The 18,451-nt window shown below is 73.1% G+C and carries 20 protein-coding genes; 8 read left to right on the top strand and 12 right to left on the bottom strand.

What is annotated here, in order from left to right:
* Positions 1–56: 56 nt before the first annotated feature.
* Genes AB0I88_RS22095 through AB0I88_RS22105 form a run of 3 tightly spaced genes read right to left on the bottom strand, consistent with a single transcriptional unit; the run spans position 57 to position 1,479 of the window.
* The gene (locus AB0I88_RS22095) at positions 57–734 is read right to left on the bottom strand and encodes a GDSL-type esterase/lipase family protein (RefSeq protein ID WP_361027420.1); all 678 of its coding nucleotides are present in this window, start codon (positions 732–734) and stop codon (positions 57–59) included.
* A gap of 43 nt (positions 735–777) precedes the next feature.
* Complete coding sequence (locus tag AB0I88_RS22100; protein WP_361027423.1) at positions 778–1,170, bottom strand: DUF1707 domain-containing protein; 393 nt, start codon at positions 1,168–1,170, stop codon at positions 778–780.
* A 21-nt stretch (positions 1,171–1,191) separates the two neighbouring features.
* The gene (locus tag AB0I88_RS22105) at positions 1,192–1,479 is read right to left on the bottom strand and encodes a hypothetical protein (RefSeq protein ID WP_361027426.1); all 288 of its coding nucleotides are present in this window, start codon (positions 1,477–1,479) and stop codon (positions 1,192–1,194) included.
* 236 nt (positions 1,480–1,715) lie between these two features.
* Here AB0I88_RS22105 and AB0I88_RS22110 point away from each other — a divergent pair, with 236 nt between their 5' ends.
* A complete protein-coding gene (locus AB0I88_RS22110; protein WP_361027429.1) occupies positions 1,716–2,111 on the top strand; it encodes a hypothetical protein in 396 nt (131 codons plus the stop codon).
* A 189-nt stretch (positions 2,112–2,300) separates the two neighbouring features.
* On the top strand, positions 2,301–2,792 hold the full coding sequence (locus AB0I88_RS22115) for an alpha/beta fold hydrolase (RefSeq protein WP_361027432.1): 492 nt from the start codon (positions 2,301–2,303) through the stop codon (positions 2,790–2,792).
* On the opposite strand, the gene AB0I88_RS22120 is transcribed toward AB0I88_RS22115, so the two are convergent.
* From AB0I88_RS22120 to AB0I88_RS22130, 3 genes are read right to left on the bottom strand one after another with little or no spacing between them, the layout of a single operon-like run.
* Complete coding sequence (locus AB0I88_RS22120; protein ID WP_361027435.1) at positions 2,781–3,617, bottom strand: undecaprenyl-diphosphate phosphatase; 837 nt, start codon at positions 3,615–3,617, stop codon at positions 2,781–2,783. The two genes, AB0I88_RS22115 and AB0I88_RS22120, sit on opposite strands and share 12 nt — an antisense overlap.
* A gap of 60 nt (positions 3,618–3,677) precedes the next feature.
* Positions 3,678–4,607 carry a tyrosine-type recombinase/integrase gene (locus AB0I88_RS22125; RefSeq protein WP_361027438.1) on the bottom strand — a complete coding sequence of 310 codons (930 nt, stop codon included), beginning with the start codon at positions 4,605–4,607 and terminating at the stop codon, positions 3,678–3,680.
* A 13-nt stretch (positions 4,608–4,620) separates the two neighbouring features.
* A complete protein-coding gene (locus tag AB0I88_RS22130; protein ID WP_361027440.1) occupies positions 4,621–6,225 on the bottom strand; it encodes an ABC-F family ATP-binding cassette domain-containing protein in 1,605 nt (534 codons plus the stop codon).
* Positions 6,226–6,414: 189 nt separating this feature from the next.
* Here AB0I88_RS22130 and AB0I88_RS22135 point away from each other — a divergent pair, with 189 nt between their 5' ends.
* On the top strand, positions 6,415–7,404 hold the full coding sequence (locus AB0I88_RS22135; RefSeq protein ID WP_361027443.1) for a hypothetical protein: 990 nt from the start codon (positions 6,415–6,417) through the stop codon (positions 7,402–7,404).
* Entirely contained in the window at positions 7,404–7,748 is a 345-nt protein-coding gene (locus AB0I88_RS22140; RefSeq protein WP_361027446.1) for a helix-turn-helix transcriptional regulator, read from the top strand. The genes AB0I88_RS22135 and AB0I88_RS22140 overlap by 1 nt, the downstream gene beginning before the upstream one ends.
* 414 nt (positions 7,749–8,162) lie before the next feature.
* On the opposite strand, the gene AB0I88_RS22145 is transcribed toward AB0I88_RS22140, so the two are convergent.
* The 4 genes from AB0I88_RS22145 to AB0I88_RS22160 form a co-directional block, all read right to left on the bottom strand.
* Positions 8,163–9,074 (bottom strand): sulfite exporter TauE/SafE family protein, encoded by a 912-nt coding sequence (locus AB0I88_RS22145; protein WP_361027449.1) that lies wholly within the window; start codon positions 9,072–9,074, stop codon positions 8,163–8,165.
* Positions 9,071–10,429, bottom strand: a complete 1,359-nt coding sequence (locus tag AB0I88_RS22150) for an MBL fold metallo-hydrolase (protein ID WP_361027452.1) — start codon at positions 10,427–10,429, stop codon at positions 9,071–9,073. Before AB0I88_RS22150 ends, AB0I88_RS22145 begins: the two co-directional genes overlap by 4 nt.
* Before the next feature lie 40 nt (positions 10,430–10,469).
* Complete coding sequence (locus tag AB0I88_RS22155; RefSeq protein WP_361027455.1) at positions 10,470–10,787, bottom strand: rhodanese-like domain-containing protein; 318 nt, start codon at positions 10,785–10,787, stop codon at positions 10,470–10,472.
* 167 nt (positions 10,788–10,954) lie between these two features.
* Positions 10,955–11,491, bottom strand: a complete 537-nt coding sequence (locus AB0I88_RS22160) for a rhodanese-like domain-containing protein (protein ID WP_361027568.1) — start codon at positions 11,489–11,491, stop codon at positions 10,955–10,957.
* Between the two features lie 477 nt (positions 11,492–11,968).
* Here AB0I88_RS22160 and AB0I88_RS22165 point away from each other — a divergent pair, with 477 nt between their 5' ends.
* A complete protein-coding gene (locus tag AB0I88_RS22165) occupies positions 11,969–13,387 on the top strand; it encodes an alkaline phosphatase D family protein (RefSeq protein ID WP_361027458.1) in 1,419 nt (472 codons plus the stop codon).
* Between the two features lie 39 nt (positions 13,388–13,426).
* Here the strand turns inward: AB0I88_RS22165 and AB0I88_RS22170 are convergent, their stop codons facing one another.
* The gene (locus AB0I88_RS22170; protein ID WP_361027461.1) at positions 13,427–14,200 is read right to left on the bottom strand and encodes an endonuclease/exonuclease/phosphatase family protein; all 774 of its coding nucleotides are present in this window, start codon (positions 14,198–14,200) and stop codon (positions 13,427–13,429) included.
* Positions 14,201–14,319: 119 nt separating this feature from the next.
* On the opposite strand from AB0I88_RS22170, the gene AB0I88_RS22175 reads away from it, so the two are divergent.
* From AB0I88_RS22175 to AB0I88_RS22185, 3 genes are all read left to right on the top strand, one after another.
* Positions 14,320–15,081 carry a TSUP family transporter gene (locus tag AB0I88_RS22175; RefSeq protein WP_361027464.1) on the top strand — a complete coding sequence of 254 codons (762 nt, stop codon included), beginning with the start codon at positions 14,320–14,322 and terminating at the stop codon, positions 15,079–15,081.
* Between the two features lie 89 nt (positions 15,082–15,170).
* Positions 15,171–15,647 (top strand): heme-degrading domain-containing protein, encoded by a 477-nt coding sequence (locus AB0I88_RS22180; protein ID WP_361027467.1) that lies wholly within the window; start codon positions 15,171–15,173, stop codon positions 15,645–15,647.
* A 63-nt stretch (positions 15,648–15,710) separates the two neighbouring features.
* Positions 15,711–16,676, top strand: coding sequence for an NAD-dependent epimerase/dehydratase family protein (locus AB0I88_RS22185; RefSeq protein ID WP_361027470.1), 966 nt, complete (start codon positions 15,711–15,713; stop codon positions 16,674–16,676).
* An 81-nt stretch (positions 16,677–16,757) separates the two neighbouring features.
* Here the strand turns inward: AB0I88_RS22185 and AB0I88_RS22190 are convergent, their stop codons facing one another.
* Entirely contained in the window at positions 16,758–18,422 is a 1,665-nt protein-coding gene (locus tag AB0I88_RS22190) for an FAD-binding dehydrogenase (RefSeq protein ID WP_361027472.1), read from the bottom strand.
* Positions 18,423–18,451 lie beyond the last annotated feature (29 nt).

Here is an 18,451-nt window from a genome sequence, read left to right on the forward strand (position 1 = left end):
CGACACGGACGGCCGACCGGCGCGGCCCCGCCCGGCTCACCGCCACGGACACCCGGTCAGCCGGGCGGGTCGAGCACGTCCCACCAGGCGGCCCGGATCTGGTGGGCGCCCCACGCGTTCGGTTCGATCACCCCGCAGAACCACATGTCACGCCCGGCCGGCCGCGGATCCGGCCGGGCCGGGTCTCCGGCGGTGACGCCGTGGCCGTGGAAGCGGGCGTGCACGTCGGCGAGCAGCGCCCCGTGCCGGGCCGCCAGGGCGGCCAGCTCGGTGTTGAGCGCCCGGATCCAGTGCGGGCCGCGCGGCCACGGCGGCAGCCCGGAGCCGGGAATCTCACCGGTGCCGTCGCTCGGGTCGTAGACGGTGGTGACCACGACCCGGCAGTCCGGCAGCCGGGACAGCACGCCCTCACCCTGCGCGGCGACGCGGGCCACCGTGGCGGCCGCGGCGGTGTCGTCGCCGTAGCCGGCGAGCAGGTCGTTACCGCCCATCGTGATCGTCACCAGGTCCGGGGTGGCGGTGATCCGGGGCAGCTGCCGGTGCAGGACGTCGGCGGTGACGGCGCCGTCGCGGGCCAGCAGCTGCAGCGTCCAGCCGTTCAGGTCACGGCCGGCCCAAGCGGCGAAGTCGGCGTCGCGGTTGGTGTGCAGCAGGCTCGCGGCGCCCCGGCCGGGGCCGCCCGCATAGTCATCGATGGACATCGAGTCGCCGAGCGCGACGTACAAGCCGGTCATGGCCGTCGATCATGTCGGACCGGGCGGCCTGCCGTCACCAGGTTTACCGGCGCAGCGCGGCCCACGTCTGCCCGACGGCGACGATCGCGACGGCGACCGCGGCCGTCACCGCCAGCGTCCACCAGGCGCCGTAGATGAATCCCATCGCGATCGACACCGGAAGGCCCAGGAACACCGCCACCGTGGCGGTCGTCACCCCGGCGGCGTCGTCGTCCTCCTCACCGGCCGGGACGGCCAGTTCCGGGCGCGGATCCGGCAGGTCGGCGAACACCTCCTGCAGCGCCGCCCGGGTACGGGCGTTCTGACAGTCCAGCAGGCGCTGCTCGAACTCGGCGGCGTCGATCCGCTCGGCGGCCAGATGCTCCTGCAGCGCGGCCCGCGCCAACTCCCGTTCCGGCACACCGATACGCAGGCCGGCCCTCCTCACGGCGGTCACACGGCCAGGGTAGCGACCGGGTCACAACCAACCGGCCCAGCCGTACGGGCCGCGGCACGGCAGGGTGGGCCCGCGCGGTTCGGGGCTGGGCCACAGGTCGATCCGGTGGTGCAGGTGCGGGCCGGGTTCGTCCGGGTCGGCATGCGGCAGCGGGCTGGCCGGCACGTAGGACACCCGTGCCCGGTAGCGGCCGGGGGCGGTCGGAACCTCGTGTTCCGGGCCGGGCGCCTGCATGCCGCCGTACAGCGACAGCACACCGGTGGGGACGTCCAGGCCGGTCTCGACGATGTGGACGGCGTCGGCCGACAATGGGGGCTCCTGCGGTGCCGGGCGCAGCACGACGGCGGCGTGGTCGTTGCGGGCGGCGTGTGCCGGGTGTCCGGGCCGGCGCGGTGGATGCCGACGGCGTCGCCCGGCCACGGTTCGGGCCGGTCGCCGTCCTCGCCGGCGCGTGCCGCGGCCGGACAGACAGCACTGGGCATGGTCGGTGAGGACGACGGTACGCCGGAGCAGGATCACCGGCGGATCTACCCGGAGGGGCGGCGATGGCGGTCCGGTTCGCGTTGGTGGTCGAGTTCCGGTCTGAGCAGGCGGCGGTGGCCGCGGCCGACCGGGTGGTGGCGGCCGGCAGCAGCCCGGTCGACCTGCACTGGCCGCGCCTGGACCGCGACGGGACGGCGGATCTGCTGCTGTCGGTGGTGCCGGTCGTCGACGGGGTCCGCCCCGCGCGGTTCTTCACCGACCTGGGGCACGGCCTGTACCGGCTGTTGTCCGACCTGACCGGCTATCGGGCGGCGCTGGCCGGCTGGGATCCGGTGCGGTCGTTGCGGGCCCGGGCACCGGTGCCGGGGCTGGTGCTGCCGGCGCCGGGCGACGGGCCCGGGTTCACTCCGTTCGCGCGCGGATTCGTGTGGCTGCCGTACCGCGGCGAGAGCGAGTGACGGTCTCGCCCGGCGGCGAGGTCGCGGCCCCGGCCGTACGATCGAAGGGGTTGGTGGCAGAGCAAGGAGGGGCCGGCCCGGCGCACGTCGCATCAGCGGCGAGCCGGGGTGAGGGTGTGTTCCCGGCACGCGGGCCCGGCGGCACCGCAGCAACGGCAGACATCGACGAAAGCCGTTACCCTCTCGTGGGTGACGCGATTTCTGCTGGTGCCCGGCCGTGGGGTGCCGTTCCCGAATCACTGGTCACGGCAGTGGGCGCGGGCGCACCGCGACTACGTGTGGGCGCCGGAGCCGCCCGGCCCGCCCTATGTGGCCGAGGACCGGGTGGCGGCCCTGCAGACGGCGATCGCCGGCTCGCGGGAGCCGACGATCCTGATCGCGCATTCGGCGGGCTGCCTGACCGTGGCGTTCTGGGCGCAAGAGCACACCGGCCCGGTCGCCGGGGCGCTGCTGGTGACGCCGCCGGCGGTGGAGGGGATTCCGCGGGTGCCGCTGCCGTTCCGGTCGATCGCCGTGGTGTCGCGTGACGACCCGCACTGCACGTTCGCCGACGGTGAGCGGCTGGCCCGCGAGTGGGGCGCCGAGCTCGTCGACGCCGGCCCGGTCGGTCATCTGGACACGAGATCCGGGTTCGGGCCGTGGCCGGAGGGTGAGAAGCTGGTGGCCGCCCTACTTGGCTGAGATCGTGCCGGTGGACAGCAGCACCAGCAGCAGCGAGCCGAGCGCCAGCCGGTAGAAGATGAAGATGCTGTACGAGTGTTTGGACACGAACTTGAGCAGCCAGGTCACCGACGCGTAGGCGACCACGAAACTGACCACCGTGGCGACGATCGTGTTGGTCCAGCCGACGCCGTTGGCGATCCGGTCGGCCTCGCTGATGCCCTGCAGCAGCGAGGCGCCGGTCAGCGCCGGGATGGACAGGAAGAACGACAGTTTCGTGACGGTGACCCGGTCGATGTCGCGCAGCAGGCCGGCCGACATGGTGGCGCCGGAGCGGGAGATGCCGGGGATCAGCGCCATGCACTGCACGGTGCCGATGATCAGCGTGTCCTTCCAGGTGACGTCCTCTTCGTGGCGGACCTGGGTGGCGGCGTGGTCGGCGAAGGCCATCACCCCGCTCCACAGGATCAGCGCCCCGGCGACGAACCACAGGCTGCGCAGGGTGCCTTCGATGGCGTCCTTGAACAGCAGCGCCGCGATGACGATGGGGATGGAGCCGAGCAGCACCGCCAGGCCGAACTTGAAGTCGGAGTGCTGCCGGTGCCCGGCGTTGAACAGGCCTCTGAAGAAGGCGGGGACCACCCGGGCGATGTCCTTGCGCAGGAACAGGATGGTGGCCAGCACGGCGCCCGACTGGATGATGACCGTGAAGGCGGTGATGTCCGGGTCGTCGATGGTATGCCCGAACAGTTTCTCCAGGATCGTCAGGTGACCGGTGCTGGACACCGGGAGGAATTCGGTGACGCCCTCGACCGCGCCGAGGATGATCGCCTCGACGAGACTCATTTCCGTGCTCAAAACACCCGCCCGCTTTCCGTAGCCGGGTTCAGAGCATAGGGGGCAAGCTCACCCCCTGTTGCGGCGGGCACGGGCCGCCGCGATCGTGTACGCGGGGTCACGATCCAGGTTGTGACGGTCACGGTCGTAGCGGCGGGTGGTGCGCGGGTCGGCGTGTCCCATGGCGTCCTGCACGTCTTCCAGGGGCACGCCCTCGGCGCGGGCCGTGGTGGCGAACGAGTGCCGCAGCGAGTGCGGGGACAGCCGGCCGGCCGACGCGATGCCGGCGTCGGCGGCGAGCCGGCGGACCTGCCGGAACACGGCGTGCCGGTCGACGCGGGCGCCGGTCGCGGTGACGAACAGCGGCCCGGGTTCGCTGCCGCGTTCGCTGAGGTAGTCGTCGAGGGCCGCGGACACCGCGGGGGTCACGGCCCGGCGGCGCGGTTTGCCGCCTTTGCCGGTGAACCGGACGGTACGGTGCCCGCGCTCGTGTCCCAGGTCGGCGAGGTCGAGGCCGACCAGTTCGCCGACGCGCAGCCCGAGATCGGCCAGCAGGGTGATCATGGCGTGGGTGCGGCGGCCGGCCCGGGCGGCGGCGGCGAGCAGGGCGTCGACCTCGGCCGGGGTGAGCCCGACGGTGGACGAGTGGTCGCGGTCGACCTGCGGGCGGTCGGCGCCGCTGACCGGGTTGGCCGGCACCGCCCGCAGTTTGATCAGGAAGTCGTACCAGCTGGACACGCCGGACAGGGTGCGGGCCACCGAGGCGGGCGCCAGCGGCCGGGCCTCCAGGTCGCGGGCGTAGGCGTTGACGTCGAGGAACGAGGCGTGCAGCGGGTCGAGGTCGCGGCCGGCGCACCAGGTGAGCCAGCCGTTGACGTCGCGCCGGTACGCCGCCCGGGTGTGTTCCGACAGCCGCCGGTTGGTCAGCCAGGCCTCGGTGAACTGCTCCGCGGCCGTGCCGATGACGGGGTTCCGGCCCGGGTGGGGCTGCAGCGACATGCCCCTCATCGTCTCAGTTCTCGATCACCCGGCCGTCCGCGACATGCCAGTGGCGGGTGTGACCGACGGCATCGGCGAAGTACCGGTCGTGGCTGACGATCAGCAGCGTGCCCCGGTAGCGGCGTAGGGCCTCCTCGATGACGTCGAGGGCGGCGAAGTCGAGGAAGTTGGTCGGCTCGTCGAGCAGCAGGATCCGTGACGGGCTGTTGACCAGCACGGCCAGCAGCAGCCGGCGCAGCTCCCCCGCCGACAGGTCCCGGATCAGGGTGTCCCACTGGCCGGCGTCGAACTGGTGCCCGGCGAGCAGTTTCTCGGCGTCGTCGATGTAGACCGGCACCCGGGCGCGGAAGAACTCCATGACCGTGCCGGCGCCGCGCAGCCCGTCGTCGGTCTGCGGCAGCACCGCCACGTCCGGGTGGCGGTCGGCGACGGCGCGCAGCAGGGTCGTCTTGCCCGACCCGTTACGGCCGGTGATCACGATGCGGTCGCCGCGGGTGACGTCGGCGTCGACGTCGCGCAGCACCACCCGGTCACCGTGGGTGACGGTCAGGTCGCGGATCTTGAGGACGATCTCGCCCGGGTCACCGTCGTCGCCCGGGAACGCGAGCGTCAGCGGCGGCCGGGTACGCGGCCGCGCGATCCATTTCACCGACGCCATCTGCCGGCGCAGGCGGCGCTCCCGGACCTTGGCCTTGCGGGCGACCAGCCGGGCGACCCGCCTGATGTGCGGGGCGGCGGCGCTGGCCGGGGTGGTCAGCTCGACGCCCCGCGCGTACCCCTTGGTCTTCTCGATGTCGGTTTCCCACCGGATCCGGTCCTTCTCCTGCGCCTCGTAGTCGAGCAGCAGTTTCTCCCAGCGGCGCTGTTTCTCGGCGCGGTAGGCGGTGTAGCCGCCGCCCGGATAGTCCTGTGGCTGCTCGTCGATGCCGTCGAGCTCGATGATCCGGGTGACCACCTCGTCGAGGAACGCCCGGTCGTGGCTGACCGCCAGCACCCCGCCCTCGAAGTCGCGCAGCCATCGGCGCAGCCAGGCGGCGCCCTCGGCGTCGAGGTGGTTGGTCGGCTCGTCGAGCAGCAGCAGGCCGGGCCGGTCCAGCAGGGCGCGGGCCAGCATGAGCCGGGCCTGTTCGCCGCCGCTGACCGCCCGCAGCGGCAGGTCGTCGTCGAGGTGGTCGATGTCCAGGCGCTGGCGGATCTCGGTGAGCCGGTTCTCGGCCCGCCAGCCTTCCAGGGCGGTCCAGCGTTCCTGGGCGGCCGCGTACTCCGGCAGGGCGTCCTGGCCTTCGGCCAGCCGTTTCTCCAGCTCACGCAGCTGGGCGGTGACCTGCGCGAGCTCGCCGAGGCCCGCGGTGAGGAAGGCGCCGACACGTCCGCCGGGGTCCGGCATCCTCTGCGGGACGTACGCGACGCGCGTGCCCGCCGCGAGGCTGAGGTGCCCTTCGGTGGGGGTGAGCTCGCCGGCCAGCACCCGCAACAGGGTGGTCTTGCCGGCCCCGTTCGGCCCGACGACGCCGATCCGGTCGCCGGGGCGCAGCACCAGGTCGAGGCCGGAGAAGAGCAGGTCACCGTCGTGGGCGTGGCCCAGCCGGACGGCTTTGAGATGCGCGGACGGTTGCAAGATCGACTCCAGGGGAGAGTGCGCCGACGGGTGCGTGGGGGTCGGGCTGTCTCTCACATCGCGCTGGTGCGCTCCCGGTTCTCGACAACGGTGGTCCGGGTTCCACCCTGCCCGCTGCCGCGGCCGCCCGCAACCACAATTCGCATAGTACGGTTGACGTCATATGCCGTCGGCCGTAGCTTCTTCGGTATGTCCACTTCCGACTGGCCGCGGGCCGATCCCACCCTGGAGCGCCACTACCGGCGGCTGCTGCGCGCCTATCCGCGCCCGTACCGGCGCCGCCACGGCGCCGAGATCGTCACCACCCTGCTGGAGATGGCCGAGCCCGGCCGGCGGCGGCCCCGCCCGGCCGAAGCCTGGCACCTGGTCGCCAGCGGGGCGCGGCAACGGTTCCGGCTGCCCGCCGGCCGCCCGCTCGCCCGGGTCGCCGCCGTCCTGGCCCTGCTCGCCGGCAGCGCGGTCGGCGCGGCGGCCGGCTCGTGGGCGGCGGTGCAGACCTACACCCCGCTGCCCGGTCACGGCGAGGCCGCGGCGATCCACCGGGTGGCCGCCGGGCAGGCGAGCGCCGACATCACCGTGCACACCGTCGGCGGTGGCCCGATCTCCGGCCCGGAGGTGTTCACCATCACCAGCATCACCACCTGGGACGTCACCCAGGCCCGTGCCCGGCTCGCCGCCGACGGCTGGCGGCCCGCAGAGGTACCGTTTCCCTCCCCCGACCTCGACCTGGTCCGTGACGGCCTGCACCTGCGGGTCGACGTGCTGGTCGGCGACGATCACGCCACCGCGTTCACCACGGTCCGGGCTCTCGACAACGGCGCCTGGCGGCCGTTGACCGCGCTGGGCCTGCTGCTGGGCGCCCTCGCCGGCTGGCTGATCGCGGCCGCGGTCGCCCAGCGCCGCTCCCGCCCGGCGTCGCTCACGGGGGCCGCCGCGCTGGTGGTGCTGGCCGCGCCGACGTGGGCGCTCCACGACAACACGGTCGCCGGGTTCCAGCACCCGGACCACGGGTTCACCGTCCACAGCGTGCTCGAGCCGTCCCGGTTCTGGTCGTACGGCCCGCTGTGGGTGAATCTCGGCCTGATCGTGGCCGGCCTGCTGCTGACCGCGGTGACCGTCGCCCTGGCCGCCACCCGCCCCGGCCCGGCCCGGCATCCGGTGCGGGAGGTGGCGAGCTGATGCAGGAGCCGACGTTTCTGATCCTGACCGCGCTGGCGGCGCGTCCGTTGCACGGTTACGGCATCGTCCAGTCGGTGCTGAGCCTGTCCGACGGCGAGGTCAAACTGCGTCCCGGCACTCTGTACGGGGCGCTGGACCGGCTCGCCGAGCAGGGTTTGATCGAGGTGGAGCGGGAGGAGGCCGTCGAGGGCCGGTTGCGCCGCTACTACCGGCTCACCGACCACGGCGCGAGCGTCCTGGTCACCGAGGCGACACGGCTGCGCCGCCGCGCGGCCACCGCCGAGACCCAGCTCAAGGACCGGACCGCACCCGGCTTCGGCGGGCCCGTTCCCGGCGTTGCCTGACGGTCCGCGGGCTGTGCCGGAGGTCGCCACGGGGGCGGATGTCCGGCACGGCATGCGATCCGCCGGCGCTCGAGCCCGGCTCGGGGGCTACGTCGCCGGACCCGGGTCTCCAGGCTCACCGATACTTTTCGGGCGGACCAGCACGATCCGTTGACCCTGCTGGCCGAATCGCTCGCCCCTGCCGGGTGGGCGCGCACCACGCACCGGCTGTGCCCCGGCACTGCTACGACACTGCGGCGACCACGCAGAGCCCTACGTGCGGCATCCGGGCCTCGGGAGGAGGCGGGAGAAGGTCTCGGCTCGGGTCCAGCCGTGGACTACGCCGGCGACCGTGATCGTGGGGAGCGGACGTGCGTGGTCGGCGAACGACGAGAGCGCCGGGCCGCGGCGGCATTGTCACCGCCACGCGTCGTCTCAATGAGCGTGGCTGCCGCTGACGTGTTCGCCGTTGGGCCGTGGCCGGTTCCCGGGCGCCCGGAGCCCGTGGTGCCGCACGGCGAGGAGAACGCCGGTGGCCGCGACGACCAGGACGCTGATCATGGCCCACGGCCACGGCGAGTGCCACAGCGTGGCCGGTAGTTGCTGGGCGAGGACGACGGCCCCCATGCCGAGCACGAACCAGCCGAACGCTTTGCGGAGCAGGTCCTCGCGGATCCGGGCGGCGAGCTTGCCGCCGAGCAGGCTGCCGGCGATGGCGGCGGTGGTGACGGCGGCCGCGAGTCCCCAGTCGATGTGGACGCCGGCCAGGTAGCCGGCGAGTCCGGCGAACGACTTCATGGCGATGACCAGCAGCGAGGTTCCTACCGCGACCGGCATGGGCAGGCCGCCGAGCAGGGCGAGGGCGGGCACGACGAGGAAACCGCCGCCCGCGCCGACCAGGCCGGTGACGAGCCCGACCGCGAGGCCGTCGGCGATCACCCGCAGCACCGGCAGTTCGTGCGGCACGGGCCGGTCCGGCCGCGAGCGCCGGCCGCGGATCATGGCGATGGCCGTGGCGAGCATCATCAGCGCGAAGCCGGTGAGAAGCACCGCGCCGGGAAGGTACGCGGCGACGCGCCCGCCGGCATACGCGCCGGTCATGCCGGCGAGCCCGAAGATCAGGCCGGTACGCCACCGGACCCGCCCGGCCCGGGCGTGCGGGATGACACCGACGGCGCTGGTGGCGCCGACGACCAGCAGGGAGGTGGCGATGGCCTCCTTGGCGGGCAGGCCGGCGACGTACACCAGCAACGGTACGGCGAGGATGGATCCGCCGCCGCCGAGCAGTCCGAGGCTGACGCCGATGCCGACGGCGAGGATCACGGTCAGGATGAGTGCCGTGGTCATAAGGCGAGCACGGTCAGCCCCGCCGGGGCGGCGTTGCCGAAGTCGTCGTCGATGGCGACGACGTGGCGGCCGGCGGCGGCTATCAGGGACGCGGCGATGGAGGCGCGGTATCCGCCGGCGCAGTGCACCCACACCTCGCCGGCGGGAATCTCGGTGAGGCGGGTGGGCAGTTCGTGCAGCGGGATGTGCACGGCGCCGTCGATTCGCGCCTCAGCGGCTTCGAGGGTGCGGCGGGTGTCGAGGATGACGACGAGCCGGTGGTGGCGTACCTGGGCGAGGTCGGCGAACGTGGCGCGGGGGAACGATGCGAGGTCGTGGTCGCCGGCCCACGTGCCGGGATGGCCGGTGGCGTGGGCGGCGGGCCGGTCGATGCCGATGCGGACCAGTTCGCGTTGGGCCTCGGTGACCTGTTCGGGGGTTTCGGCGAGCAGTGTGAGCGGGGTGCCCCAGGGAATGAGCCAGCCGAGGTAGGTGGCGAAGCTGCCGTCGGATCCGAAGTTGAGGGTGCCGGCGACATGCCCGGCGGCGAAGGCTACCCGGTTGCGCAGGTCGACGACCCATTCGCCGGCGGCGAGCCGTTTGCGGATCTGCTCGGCGTCGGCCGACTCCGGTGTGCTCAGATCGGGCGCGGCGGGACCGGAGCTGTTGGCCGGGCCCATGTGTGCGTAGTAGGCCGGCCAGGCGTCCAGCCCGGCGAGCAGGGCGTCGACGAAGTCGTCCTCGCTCTGGGTCAGCGCCGGGTTGGTGTGCTTCTCGGCCCCGATGGTCGAGGCGGTGGTTTCGGACTGGGTGGCGGAGCAGAAACTGCCGAAGCCGTGGGTCGGGTAGACGCCCGCGGTCTCGGGCAGCTCGCCGGCCAGCCGATGGGCCGAGCGGTACTGGTGGTGGACCAGATCGTGGGTGTGTGCGGGGCCGAGCAGGTCGGGCCGGCCGACGGACCCGTACAGCAGGGAGCCGCCGGAGAAGACCGCCACCGGGTGCCCGTCGGCCTCCAGCGCGTAGGACAGGTGGGTGAAGGTGTGCCCGGGTGTGGCCAGCACACGTACCAGCAGCGTGTCGCCGACGGCGATCACGTCGCCGTCGCGTACCGCGACCCGGTCGAAGGTGACCGGATCGTCGGCGTTGACGTGGTACGCGGCGCCGGTGGCCCGCGCGAGGGCGTAGCCGCCGGTGACGTAGTCGTTGTGGATGTGTGTCTCGAAGACGTGCGTGATCGTCACCTTCTCGGCGGCGGCGAGGCCGAGGATCCGGTCGATGTCGCGCTGCGGGTCGACGACGAACGCGCTCGCGCCGTCGTGGACGAGGTAGCTGCGGTCGCCGAGGGTCGGCGTGTCGATGGGCAGGACACGGAACACGGTGTGGCTCCTTCGTGCGGAGGGCGGAGGCGGATCGGGGTCAGGCGGCGGCGCGGCCGCGCGTGATCGGGTGGCCGGCGCGCTGCCAGGCGGCGGTGCCACCGGCGACCGACCAGGCGTCGACCCCCGCCCGGTGCAGGAGGTCGGCCGCCCTCAGGCTGCGGTTGCCGGTCGCGCAGATCACGTACACCGGCACGCCACGCGGCAGGTCGCCGGCGCGGGCGGCGACGCGGCCCAGCGGGATCGGTTCGGCGCCCGGCACGTGCCCGGTGGCGTACTCGGACGGTTCCCTGACGTCGATGACGACGGCGCCGTCACGGTGGCGGACGGCGAATGTGGCCAGATCGACCTCGCGCATGTGGATCTCCTTCGATCTCCGTATACCCCCGGGGGTATCTGGGGCCGACGATAGCGCACACACCGCGGCGGTCGCCAGCCGCCGGGTGGCGCCGCGTTCCCTCGCCGGCCCAGCCGGAAGTCATACCCCCGGGGGTGTCGTTGGAATCCGGAGGGCCGCTCAGGCTGTCATCGGGTGCCGGCCAGCTCGCCGACGACGCGTTCGATGTCGCAGCTCGCGCTCCGGTTGAACGGCAGCCGGGACAGCATCGCGCCCATCACGCAACTGTTGGTCAACGCCGCCGCCACCAGCCCGGCGCCGATGGCCGCCGCGAACCACTGCGCTCCCGGCACCAGCAGGCCGGCCAGCACCCCGGCAAGCACCAGCGTGCCGGCGACCAGGCGGACCTGCCGTTCGATGTCCCACCGGCCGCGCCCTCGATTGACCGTGCCGCCGGCGGCCTGCCAGGCCTGCATGCCGCCGTCGAGGACGTGCACGTTGGACATGCCGACGCCGTTCAGCAGCCCCTCCGCCTGCGCGGCGCGCATGCCGGAGCGGCAGACGAGCACCACCTGGCCGAGATGCCGGCTCAGCTCGCCGCGATGCTCGCGCAGCAGATGCAGCGGAACGTTGTAGGCGCCGGGAATGTGAACGGCTTCGAACTCGGCGGGCTCGCGCACGTCGAGCAGGCGCAGCCTGTCGTCTTCGGCGAGCCAGTCGCGCAGGGCTGCGGCATCGAGCCGGGCCGGGCGGGCCGGGATGTCGGAGGTACTCACGGCGAACGAACTCCTTCTGGGGTGATCGGTGGGGTCGGGCGCGGCCGCGCGGCAGGCCGTAGCGCTTGCGCTGCGCAGGGACGAGCGCCAAATATACCCCCGGGGGTATACGAAGGTTAGCGCTCTCCGCGCACCACACCAAACGCGCTGTCACGCCCGGCGCCGCCGGAGGAATCCGGTGGCGGCCGGCCGCAGCCGTCGCCGGAGCGCAGCCGCACATCCCGGACCTTCGGCTCTGGTGACGCGGACGCCATCGGGTGACGGTGACGTTGGCGCCGATCGGTATCCCGGCGCCGCGTCCCTCGACTGCCGTTGCGGCCGTCCGCCGCCGGTGCGGTGGACGGCCAGGCAGGAAAGGGCGGGTGTCATGGCCGGCGTCCGGGCAGCAGAAGGCGTGCTTTCTCGCCCACCTCGGCGGAGCACGCCATGAGCACCGGCCCGTGCCCGCCGGCGCCTGCCGGACAGCCGTCGATCCGCACCACAGCCGGCCGCGGGCATCGGACCCGCCTGGCACGGCGGATCGTCTCCGCGTCCATCACAGTGATGCTGCTGGGCGCGCTCGGCGTCGGCGCCTCGGGCGCCCACCACCGCTGGTCCTGCGCGGGGCAACCGGCGTCACCGCAGACCGCCCTGCCCGTCGACCGGGTCCGGTGGGTGTGGACCGGTGCGGTGACCACCACCGCGGCGACCGTCGTCGCCGAGATCGTCCGGCCTGCCCGGCACGCTCGCCTCACCGTGACCACCGGCCGCGCCGACCCGCCGGTCCTCAGCACGGCCGAGGCGGTCGGGGCCGACGGCATCGTCCGGCTCCACGTCAGCGGCCTCACCCCGGACCTGAACCACCGCTACGTCATCGAGGTGGACGGCACCGCCGACCACAGCCGCGGCAACGGCCGTTTCCGCACCATGCCGGCAGGCCCCGCCACGTTCACCGTCGCCGTGTCCTCCTGCGCCCGCACCGGCTCCGACGGCGCGGTCTTCGACGCCATCCGCGCCGTCGGCCCGCTGCTCTACATCAACGCCGGTGACCTGCACTACGGCAGTCCACGCCGCAACGACGTCACGGTGTTCGGCGATCTCTACCGGCGCACGCTCACCGCACCGGCGCAAGCCGCCCTCTACCGCTCGGTTCCCATAGCGTACGTCTGGGACGACCACGACTACGGGCCCGACAACGCCGACGCCACCGCGCCCACCCGCCCCGCCGCGCGCGCCGCATACGCCACCTACGTACCGCACTACCCGCAGCCCGAACCCGGACGGGCCGTCTATCAGGCGTTCACCGTCGGCCGTGTCCGGTTCATCCTGACCGACAACCGTTCCGAACGCACCGCCACCACCATGCTCGGCGCCCGGCAACTCACCTGGCTGCGGCAGGAACTGACATCCGCCTCGGTCAGCCACGCCGTCGTGGTCTGGATCAACCCGGACCCCTGGATAGCCACGCCGGCCGCCGGCGCCGACCACTGGGGCGGCTACCCGGACGAACGGCGCACGATCGCCGACGTCATCGCCACCGCCCGCATCCACAATCTGATCATGGTGTCCGGCGACGCCCACATGCTCGCTGTCGACGACGGCAGCCACAGCGACTACAGCACGGCCGGCGCCGCGGGATTCCCGGTACTGCAGACCGGGGCACTCGACCGGCCGGGCAGCGTCAAGGGCGGCCCGTACAGCCACGGAGCGTTTCCCGGCTGCGGGCAGTTCGGCACCATCACCATCACCGACGACGCGACCGCGCACGTCCGGGTCGAACTCGCCGGCCGTACCTGGAGCGACCGGATCCTCGTCCGCTACCGCACCGTCATCGACGCGCCCACGGCGGCGGCTACCCCAGGCTGACCGAAACAGACCGTCCCGCCCGGCGCGACCCACCGGATGTCAGCGGCGGTCGAGGCGCACCACCAGCGGACGGTGGTCGGAGATCGGCTGCGGTGGGGTGCGCACCTGCACGACACGCCCGAGCGCGGACGCCCCGCGCGGGTCGGCGAGCACATGGTCGAGCTGGGTCTTCGGCGCCGGGCTGGGGAAGGTCGCGGCCCGGGCCAGCGGCCGCCAGCCGGTGAACGCGCGGACCGGGCCGGCCGGCATGTTCAGATCGCCGAGCAGGACCCGCGGCGCGGGCAGGGCGCGTAACACGCGCACCGCGTGGCGCAGCTGCCGCACATTCCATCCGGGTACGAACGACAGATGCGTGGTGGCGACAGTCATCACCCCGGCCGGTGTCTCGACGACGGCCGCCAGCAGCACCCGCGGCTCGTCACGCAGCAGAATCAGCCCGCCGGCGGTCAGCACCGGCGAGCGCACCGGCGCGCCGGGCAGTTCGGTGATCTGCCACCGTTGCACCGGATAGCGCGAGACCAGGGCGATCCCGTACTGGGGGTGGGCGATGTCGGTGCCGGAGTGCCACGGCTGCCACGTCTGCCCGGGTGTGCCGACGACCGCGGCGGCGAACCGGTGTGTCGTGGCGTCGAGGGCGTCGGCGGCCAGCGCGGTCAGGTCGAGCAGCCCGGAGCGGGGCTGGGCCCGGTCCACTTCCTGCAGTCCGAGCACGTCGGCGTCGAGGTCGGCGATCGCGGCGCGGATCCGGCCGGCGTGTACGGTGCCGTCGGACAGTGATCTGCCGTGCAGCAGGTTGAAGGTGGCCAGGCGCACCAGCCGACCCTAGCCAACGGGGTGTGTGGGATGTTTATCAAGGCACTGTTGTGTCTCGCGTTGTTGTTCATCGCGGGGGCGGCGTTCGGGATCTGGCTGCAGAAGCAGCGGGGCCGCCGGTGATCGCCACGCTGCTGGTGGCGGCCGCGGCGGCCGGCTGGGTGGACGCGGTGGTCGGCGGCGGTGGCCTGCTGTTGTTGCCGGCGCTGATGCTGGCGGCGCCGCACCTGCCGACGGCGACGGCGCTGGGCACGAACAAGTTGACGGCGATCTGCGGCACGAGCACGGCGGCGGTCACCTACGCACGCCGCACGAAGATCGACTGGCGGGTGGCGGGCCCGTCGGCCGGGCTGGCGCTGATCTGTTCCGGCTGCGGGGCGCTGCTGGCCGGGCAGATCCCGGCGTCGGCGTTCCGGCCGGTGATCATCGGGGTGCTGGTGGCGGTGGCGGTGTTCGTCACCGTACGCCCGCAGATGGGCCTGGTGGAGCAGCCGCGCAAACGCACGCCCTGGCGCCGGGGTGTCGCGGTGGCCGTGGCCGGGGGCGGCATCGCCGCCTACGACGGGCTGATCGGGCCGGGCACCGGCACGTTTCTGGTGCTGGCGTTCACCACGATCGTCGGCGCCGATTTCGTGCACGGCTCCGCCATGGCGAAGATCGTGAACACGGCGACGAACCTGGGCGCGCTGGTGGTGTTCGCCGCGACCGGGCACGTGGCGTGGAAACTGGGGCTGGGCATGGCGGTGTGCAACGTGATCGGTTCGGTGATCGGCGCGCGGATGGCCCTGCGCCGCGGCGCCGGGTTCGTGCGGATCGTGCTGCTGGTGGTGGTGCTGGCGCTGATCGCCCGCCTGGGATACCTGCAGTGGCAGCAGAGCTGAAATGGCCCGGGGTGACCGCACCGGCCGCAGAGCTGAGCAGCCTGGGGTGCCCGCGCCGGCGGCAGGGCTGGGCCGACACAATGGGCGGCATGAGTGATGATCTGGACCAGTTGATCAGATCCGTCGAGGAGCAGGAACTGCGGCTGACGTTCCCGGCTTTCACCGAGGCCGACGCCTGGGCGCTGGGCTGTCTGCTGGTGAACCTGGCCACCGAGCGGCGGCTGCCGGTGGCCGTCGACATCCGCCGCGGCCGGCAGCAGCTGTTCCATGCCGGACTGCCCGGTTCGAGCGCCGACAACGACGCCTGGATCGAGCGCAAGGTGCGCGTCGTCTACCGGTTCGGCGCCTCCTCCTACCTGGTGGGCCGCCGTCTCGCCGCGAAGGGCCGCCAGCTGGACGCCTCGCAGGGCGTGGACCCGGCACGGTATGCCGCGCACGGTGGCGCGTTCCCGGTGCGGCTCCCGAACGCCGGGGTAATCGGGGTGGTGACCGTGTCCGGGCTGCCGCAGGCCGACGACCACGCCCTGGTGGTGGAGGCGATCGAGACGTTCCTGGCCGTCGACTGACCGCGTCTGCTGTCGGCAGACGCTGTTGGGCGTGTCGGCGTTCACTGGGGCAGGCTCGCCGGCATGCGGATTCTGGTTCTGGGCGGAAGTGGTTTCGTGGGGCGGGCCGTCGCCGAGCTGGCGGTGGCCCGCGGCCATGACGTGACCGTGTTCAACCGCGGCCGCCGCGATCCGGTGGCCGGGGTCAACACGCTGGTCGGTGACCGGCTGGCCCCCGGCGGGCTGGACGCGCTGCGCGACGGCACGTGGGACACGGTCGTCGACACCTGGTCGGCCGATGCGACGGCGGTGGGCGCGGCCGCCGCGCTGCTGTCCGGCCGGGCGGCCGCTTTCGTGTACGTCTCCAGCCGCTCGGTCTACCGGTGGGATCTCGACCGTCCACCGCTGGCCGAGGACTCCCCGCTGGCCGACCTCGACGACCCCGGCTACGCCGGTGACAAGCTGCGCGGCGAGCAGGCGACCGCCGCGTTCGACGGTCCGGTGCTGCTGGCCCGCGCCGGGCTGATCCTCGGCCCGTACGAGGACATCGGCCGGCTGCCGTGGTGGCTCAACCGGCTGCACACCGGCGGGCCGACGCTGGCGCCCGGCCCGAAGGATCTGCCGTTGCAGTACATCGACGTGCGTGACCTGGCCGCGTTCCTGCTCGATGCCGCCGGAGCACACGGTCCGTTCAACGTGGTCAGCCCGCCCGGCCACACCACCATGGGTGAGCTGCTGGACGTCGCCAACGAGGTGACCGGCGGCCACGCCGACCTGCGGTGGCTGCCGGGCGAGCGGATCACGGCCGCCGGTGTCGAACCGTGGACGCAGCTGCCGATCTGGCTGACCCCGCAGACCGGGTACGCGTTCATGCACCAGGGCGACGCCGGCAAGGCTCTCGCCGCCGGCCTGTCCTGCCGCCCGGTCCGCGACACGGTCGCCGACACGTGGGCGTGGCTGCGAACCCTGCCGGGCGGCGCCCCGCAACGCGACGACCGGCCCCCGCCCGGCCTCGACCCGCGCGTCGAAGCCGAACTGCTGGCCCTTTAGCGCCCAGCCTCGGCGTACGGGTCGAGGCCGGGCAGCCCGGCGGCGGCCTACGGGTCGAGGCCGGGCACTCAAAGGCGGGTTCTACAGGCCGGCGGCGGCGTGCCGCCCGGCGGCGCGGCCGGAGAACAGGCAACCGCCGAGGAAGGTGCCTTCCAGCGCGTTGTAGCCGTGCACGCCGCCGCCACCGAACCCGGCGACCTCCCCCGCCGCGTACAGGCCGCCGACCGGGGTCCCGTCCACGCCGAGCGCCCGCGAGTCCAGGTCGGTCTGGATGCCGCCGAGGGTCTTGCGGGTCAGGACGTGCAGTTTCACGCCGATCAGCGGCCCGGCGGCGGGGTCGAGGATGCGGTGCGGCGCCGACGTACGCCCGATCCTGTCGCCGAGGTAGCGGCGCGAGTTGTGGATGCCCTGCACCTGCGCGTCCTTGCTGACCTTGTTGGCGACCTGCGCGTCGCGGGCCTCGATCTGGGCGCGCAGCACGGCCACGTCCAGCAGCGGCGTCTCGGTGAGCTCGTTCATCCCGGCGACCAGCTCGTCGAGGGTACCGGCGACCACGAAGTCCTCACCGTGCTGTTTGAACGCCTCGACCGGGGCGGGCGCGCCCTTGCCGAGGATGCGCTGCCTGAGGAAGCCGCGCCGGTCGCCGGCGGTGAGGTCCGGGTTCTGTTCGGACCCCGACAGCGCGAACTCCTTCTCGATGATCCGCTGCGACAGCACGAACCACGAGTGGTCGTACCCGGTCGACCGCAGATACTTGAGCGTGCCCAGGGTGTCGTAGCTGGGGAAGCAGGGGGCGGGCAGCCGGCGGCCGACGGCGTCGAACCACATCGGTGACGGCGCGGACAGGATGCGGATGCCGTGACCGGGCCAGATCGGGTTCCAGTTGCGGACACCTTCGACGTAGTGCCACATCCGGTCACGGTTGACCAGCCGTACCCCGGCGGTCTCGGCGATGCCCAGCATGCGCCCGTCGACGTAGGCCGGCACCCCCGTGATCATGTGCTGCGGTGGGGTGCCCAGCCGGGCCGGCCAGTACTGGCGCACCAGGTCGTGGTTGGCGCCGATCCCGCCGGTCGTGACGATCACCGCCTGGGCGCGCAGTTCGAAGTCGCCGGCCACGTCACGGTTGGACGCCACCCCGCGGGCGGCGTCGTCGTCGGCCAGCAGCACCCCGCGCACCCCGGTGACCGTGCCGCCCTCCACGATCAGCTCGTCGACGCGGTGCCGGTGATGAAACCGCAGCAGGCCTGCGCGGGCCGCGTCCTGCGCCGACGCGGCGAACGGGGCGACCACCCCGGTGCCGGTGCCCCAGGTGATGTGGAACCGGGGCACCGAGTTGCCGTGCCCGTCGGCGCGCAGGTCACCGCGTTCGGCCCAGCCGGCGAACGGCAGCCAGCTCAGCCCCATCCCGGACAGCCAGGACCGTTTCTCCCCGGCGGCGAACTCGACGTACGCCCGCGCCCACTTGACCGCCCACTCGTCCTCGGCGCCGGGACCGAGCCGGTCGAAACCCGCACTGTGCGACCAGTCCTGCCAAGCCAGTTCGACGCTGTCGGCGATGCGGGCCCGCCGCTGCTCGGGGCTGCCGACGAAGAACAGCCCGCCGAACGACCACCACGCCTGCCCGCCCAGGTTGGCCGGGTTCTCCTGATCGACCAGCGCCACCCGTCTGCCTCTGGTGGTGAGCTCGTGCGCGGCCGCCAGACCGGCCAGGCCGGCACCCACCACGATGACGTCGACGTCCACGACACTCCCCCTCACCAATGAATACGAGA

Origin of the sequence: Actinoplanes sp. NPDC049802, assembly GCF_040656595.1 — a bacterium.
Classification (GTDB): Bacteria; Actinomycetota; Actinomycetes; order Mycobacteriales; family Micromonosporaceae; genus Actinoplanes.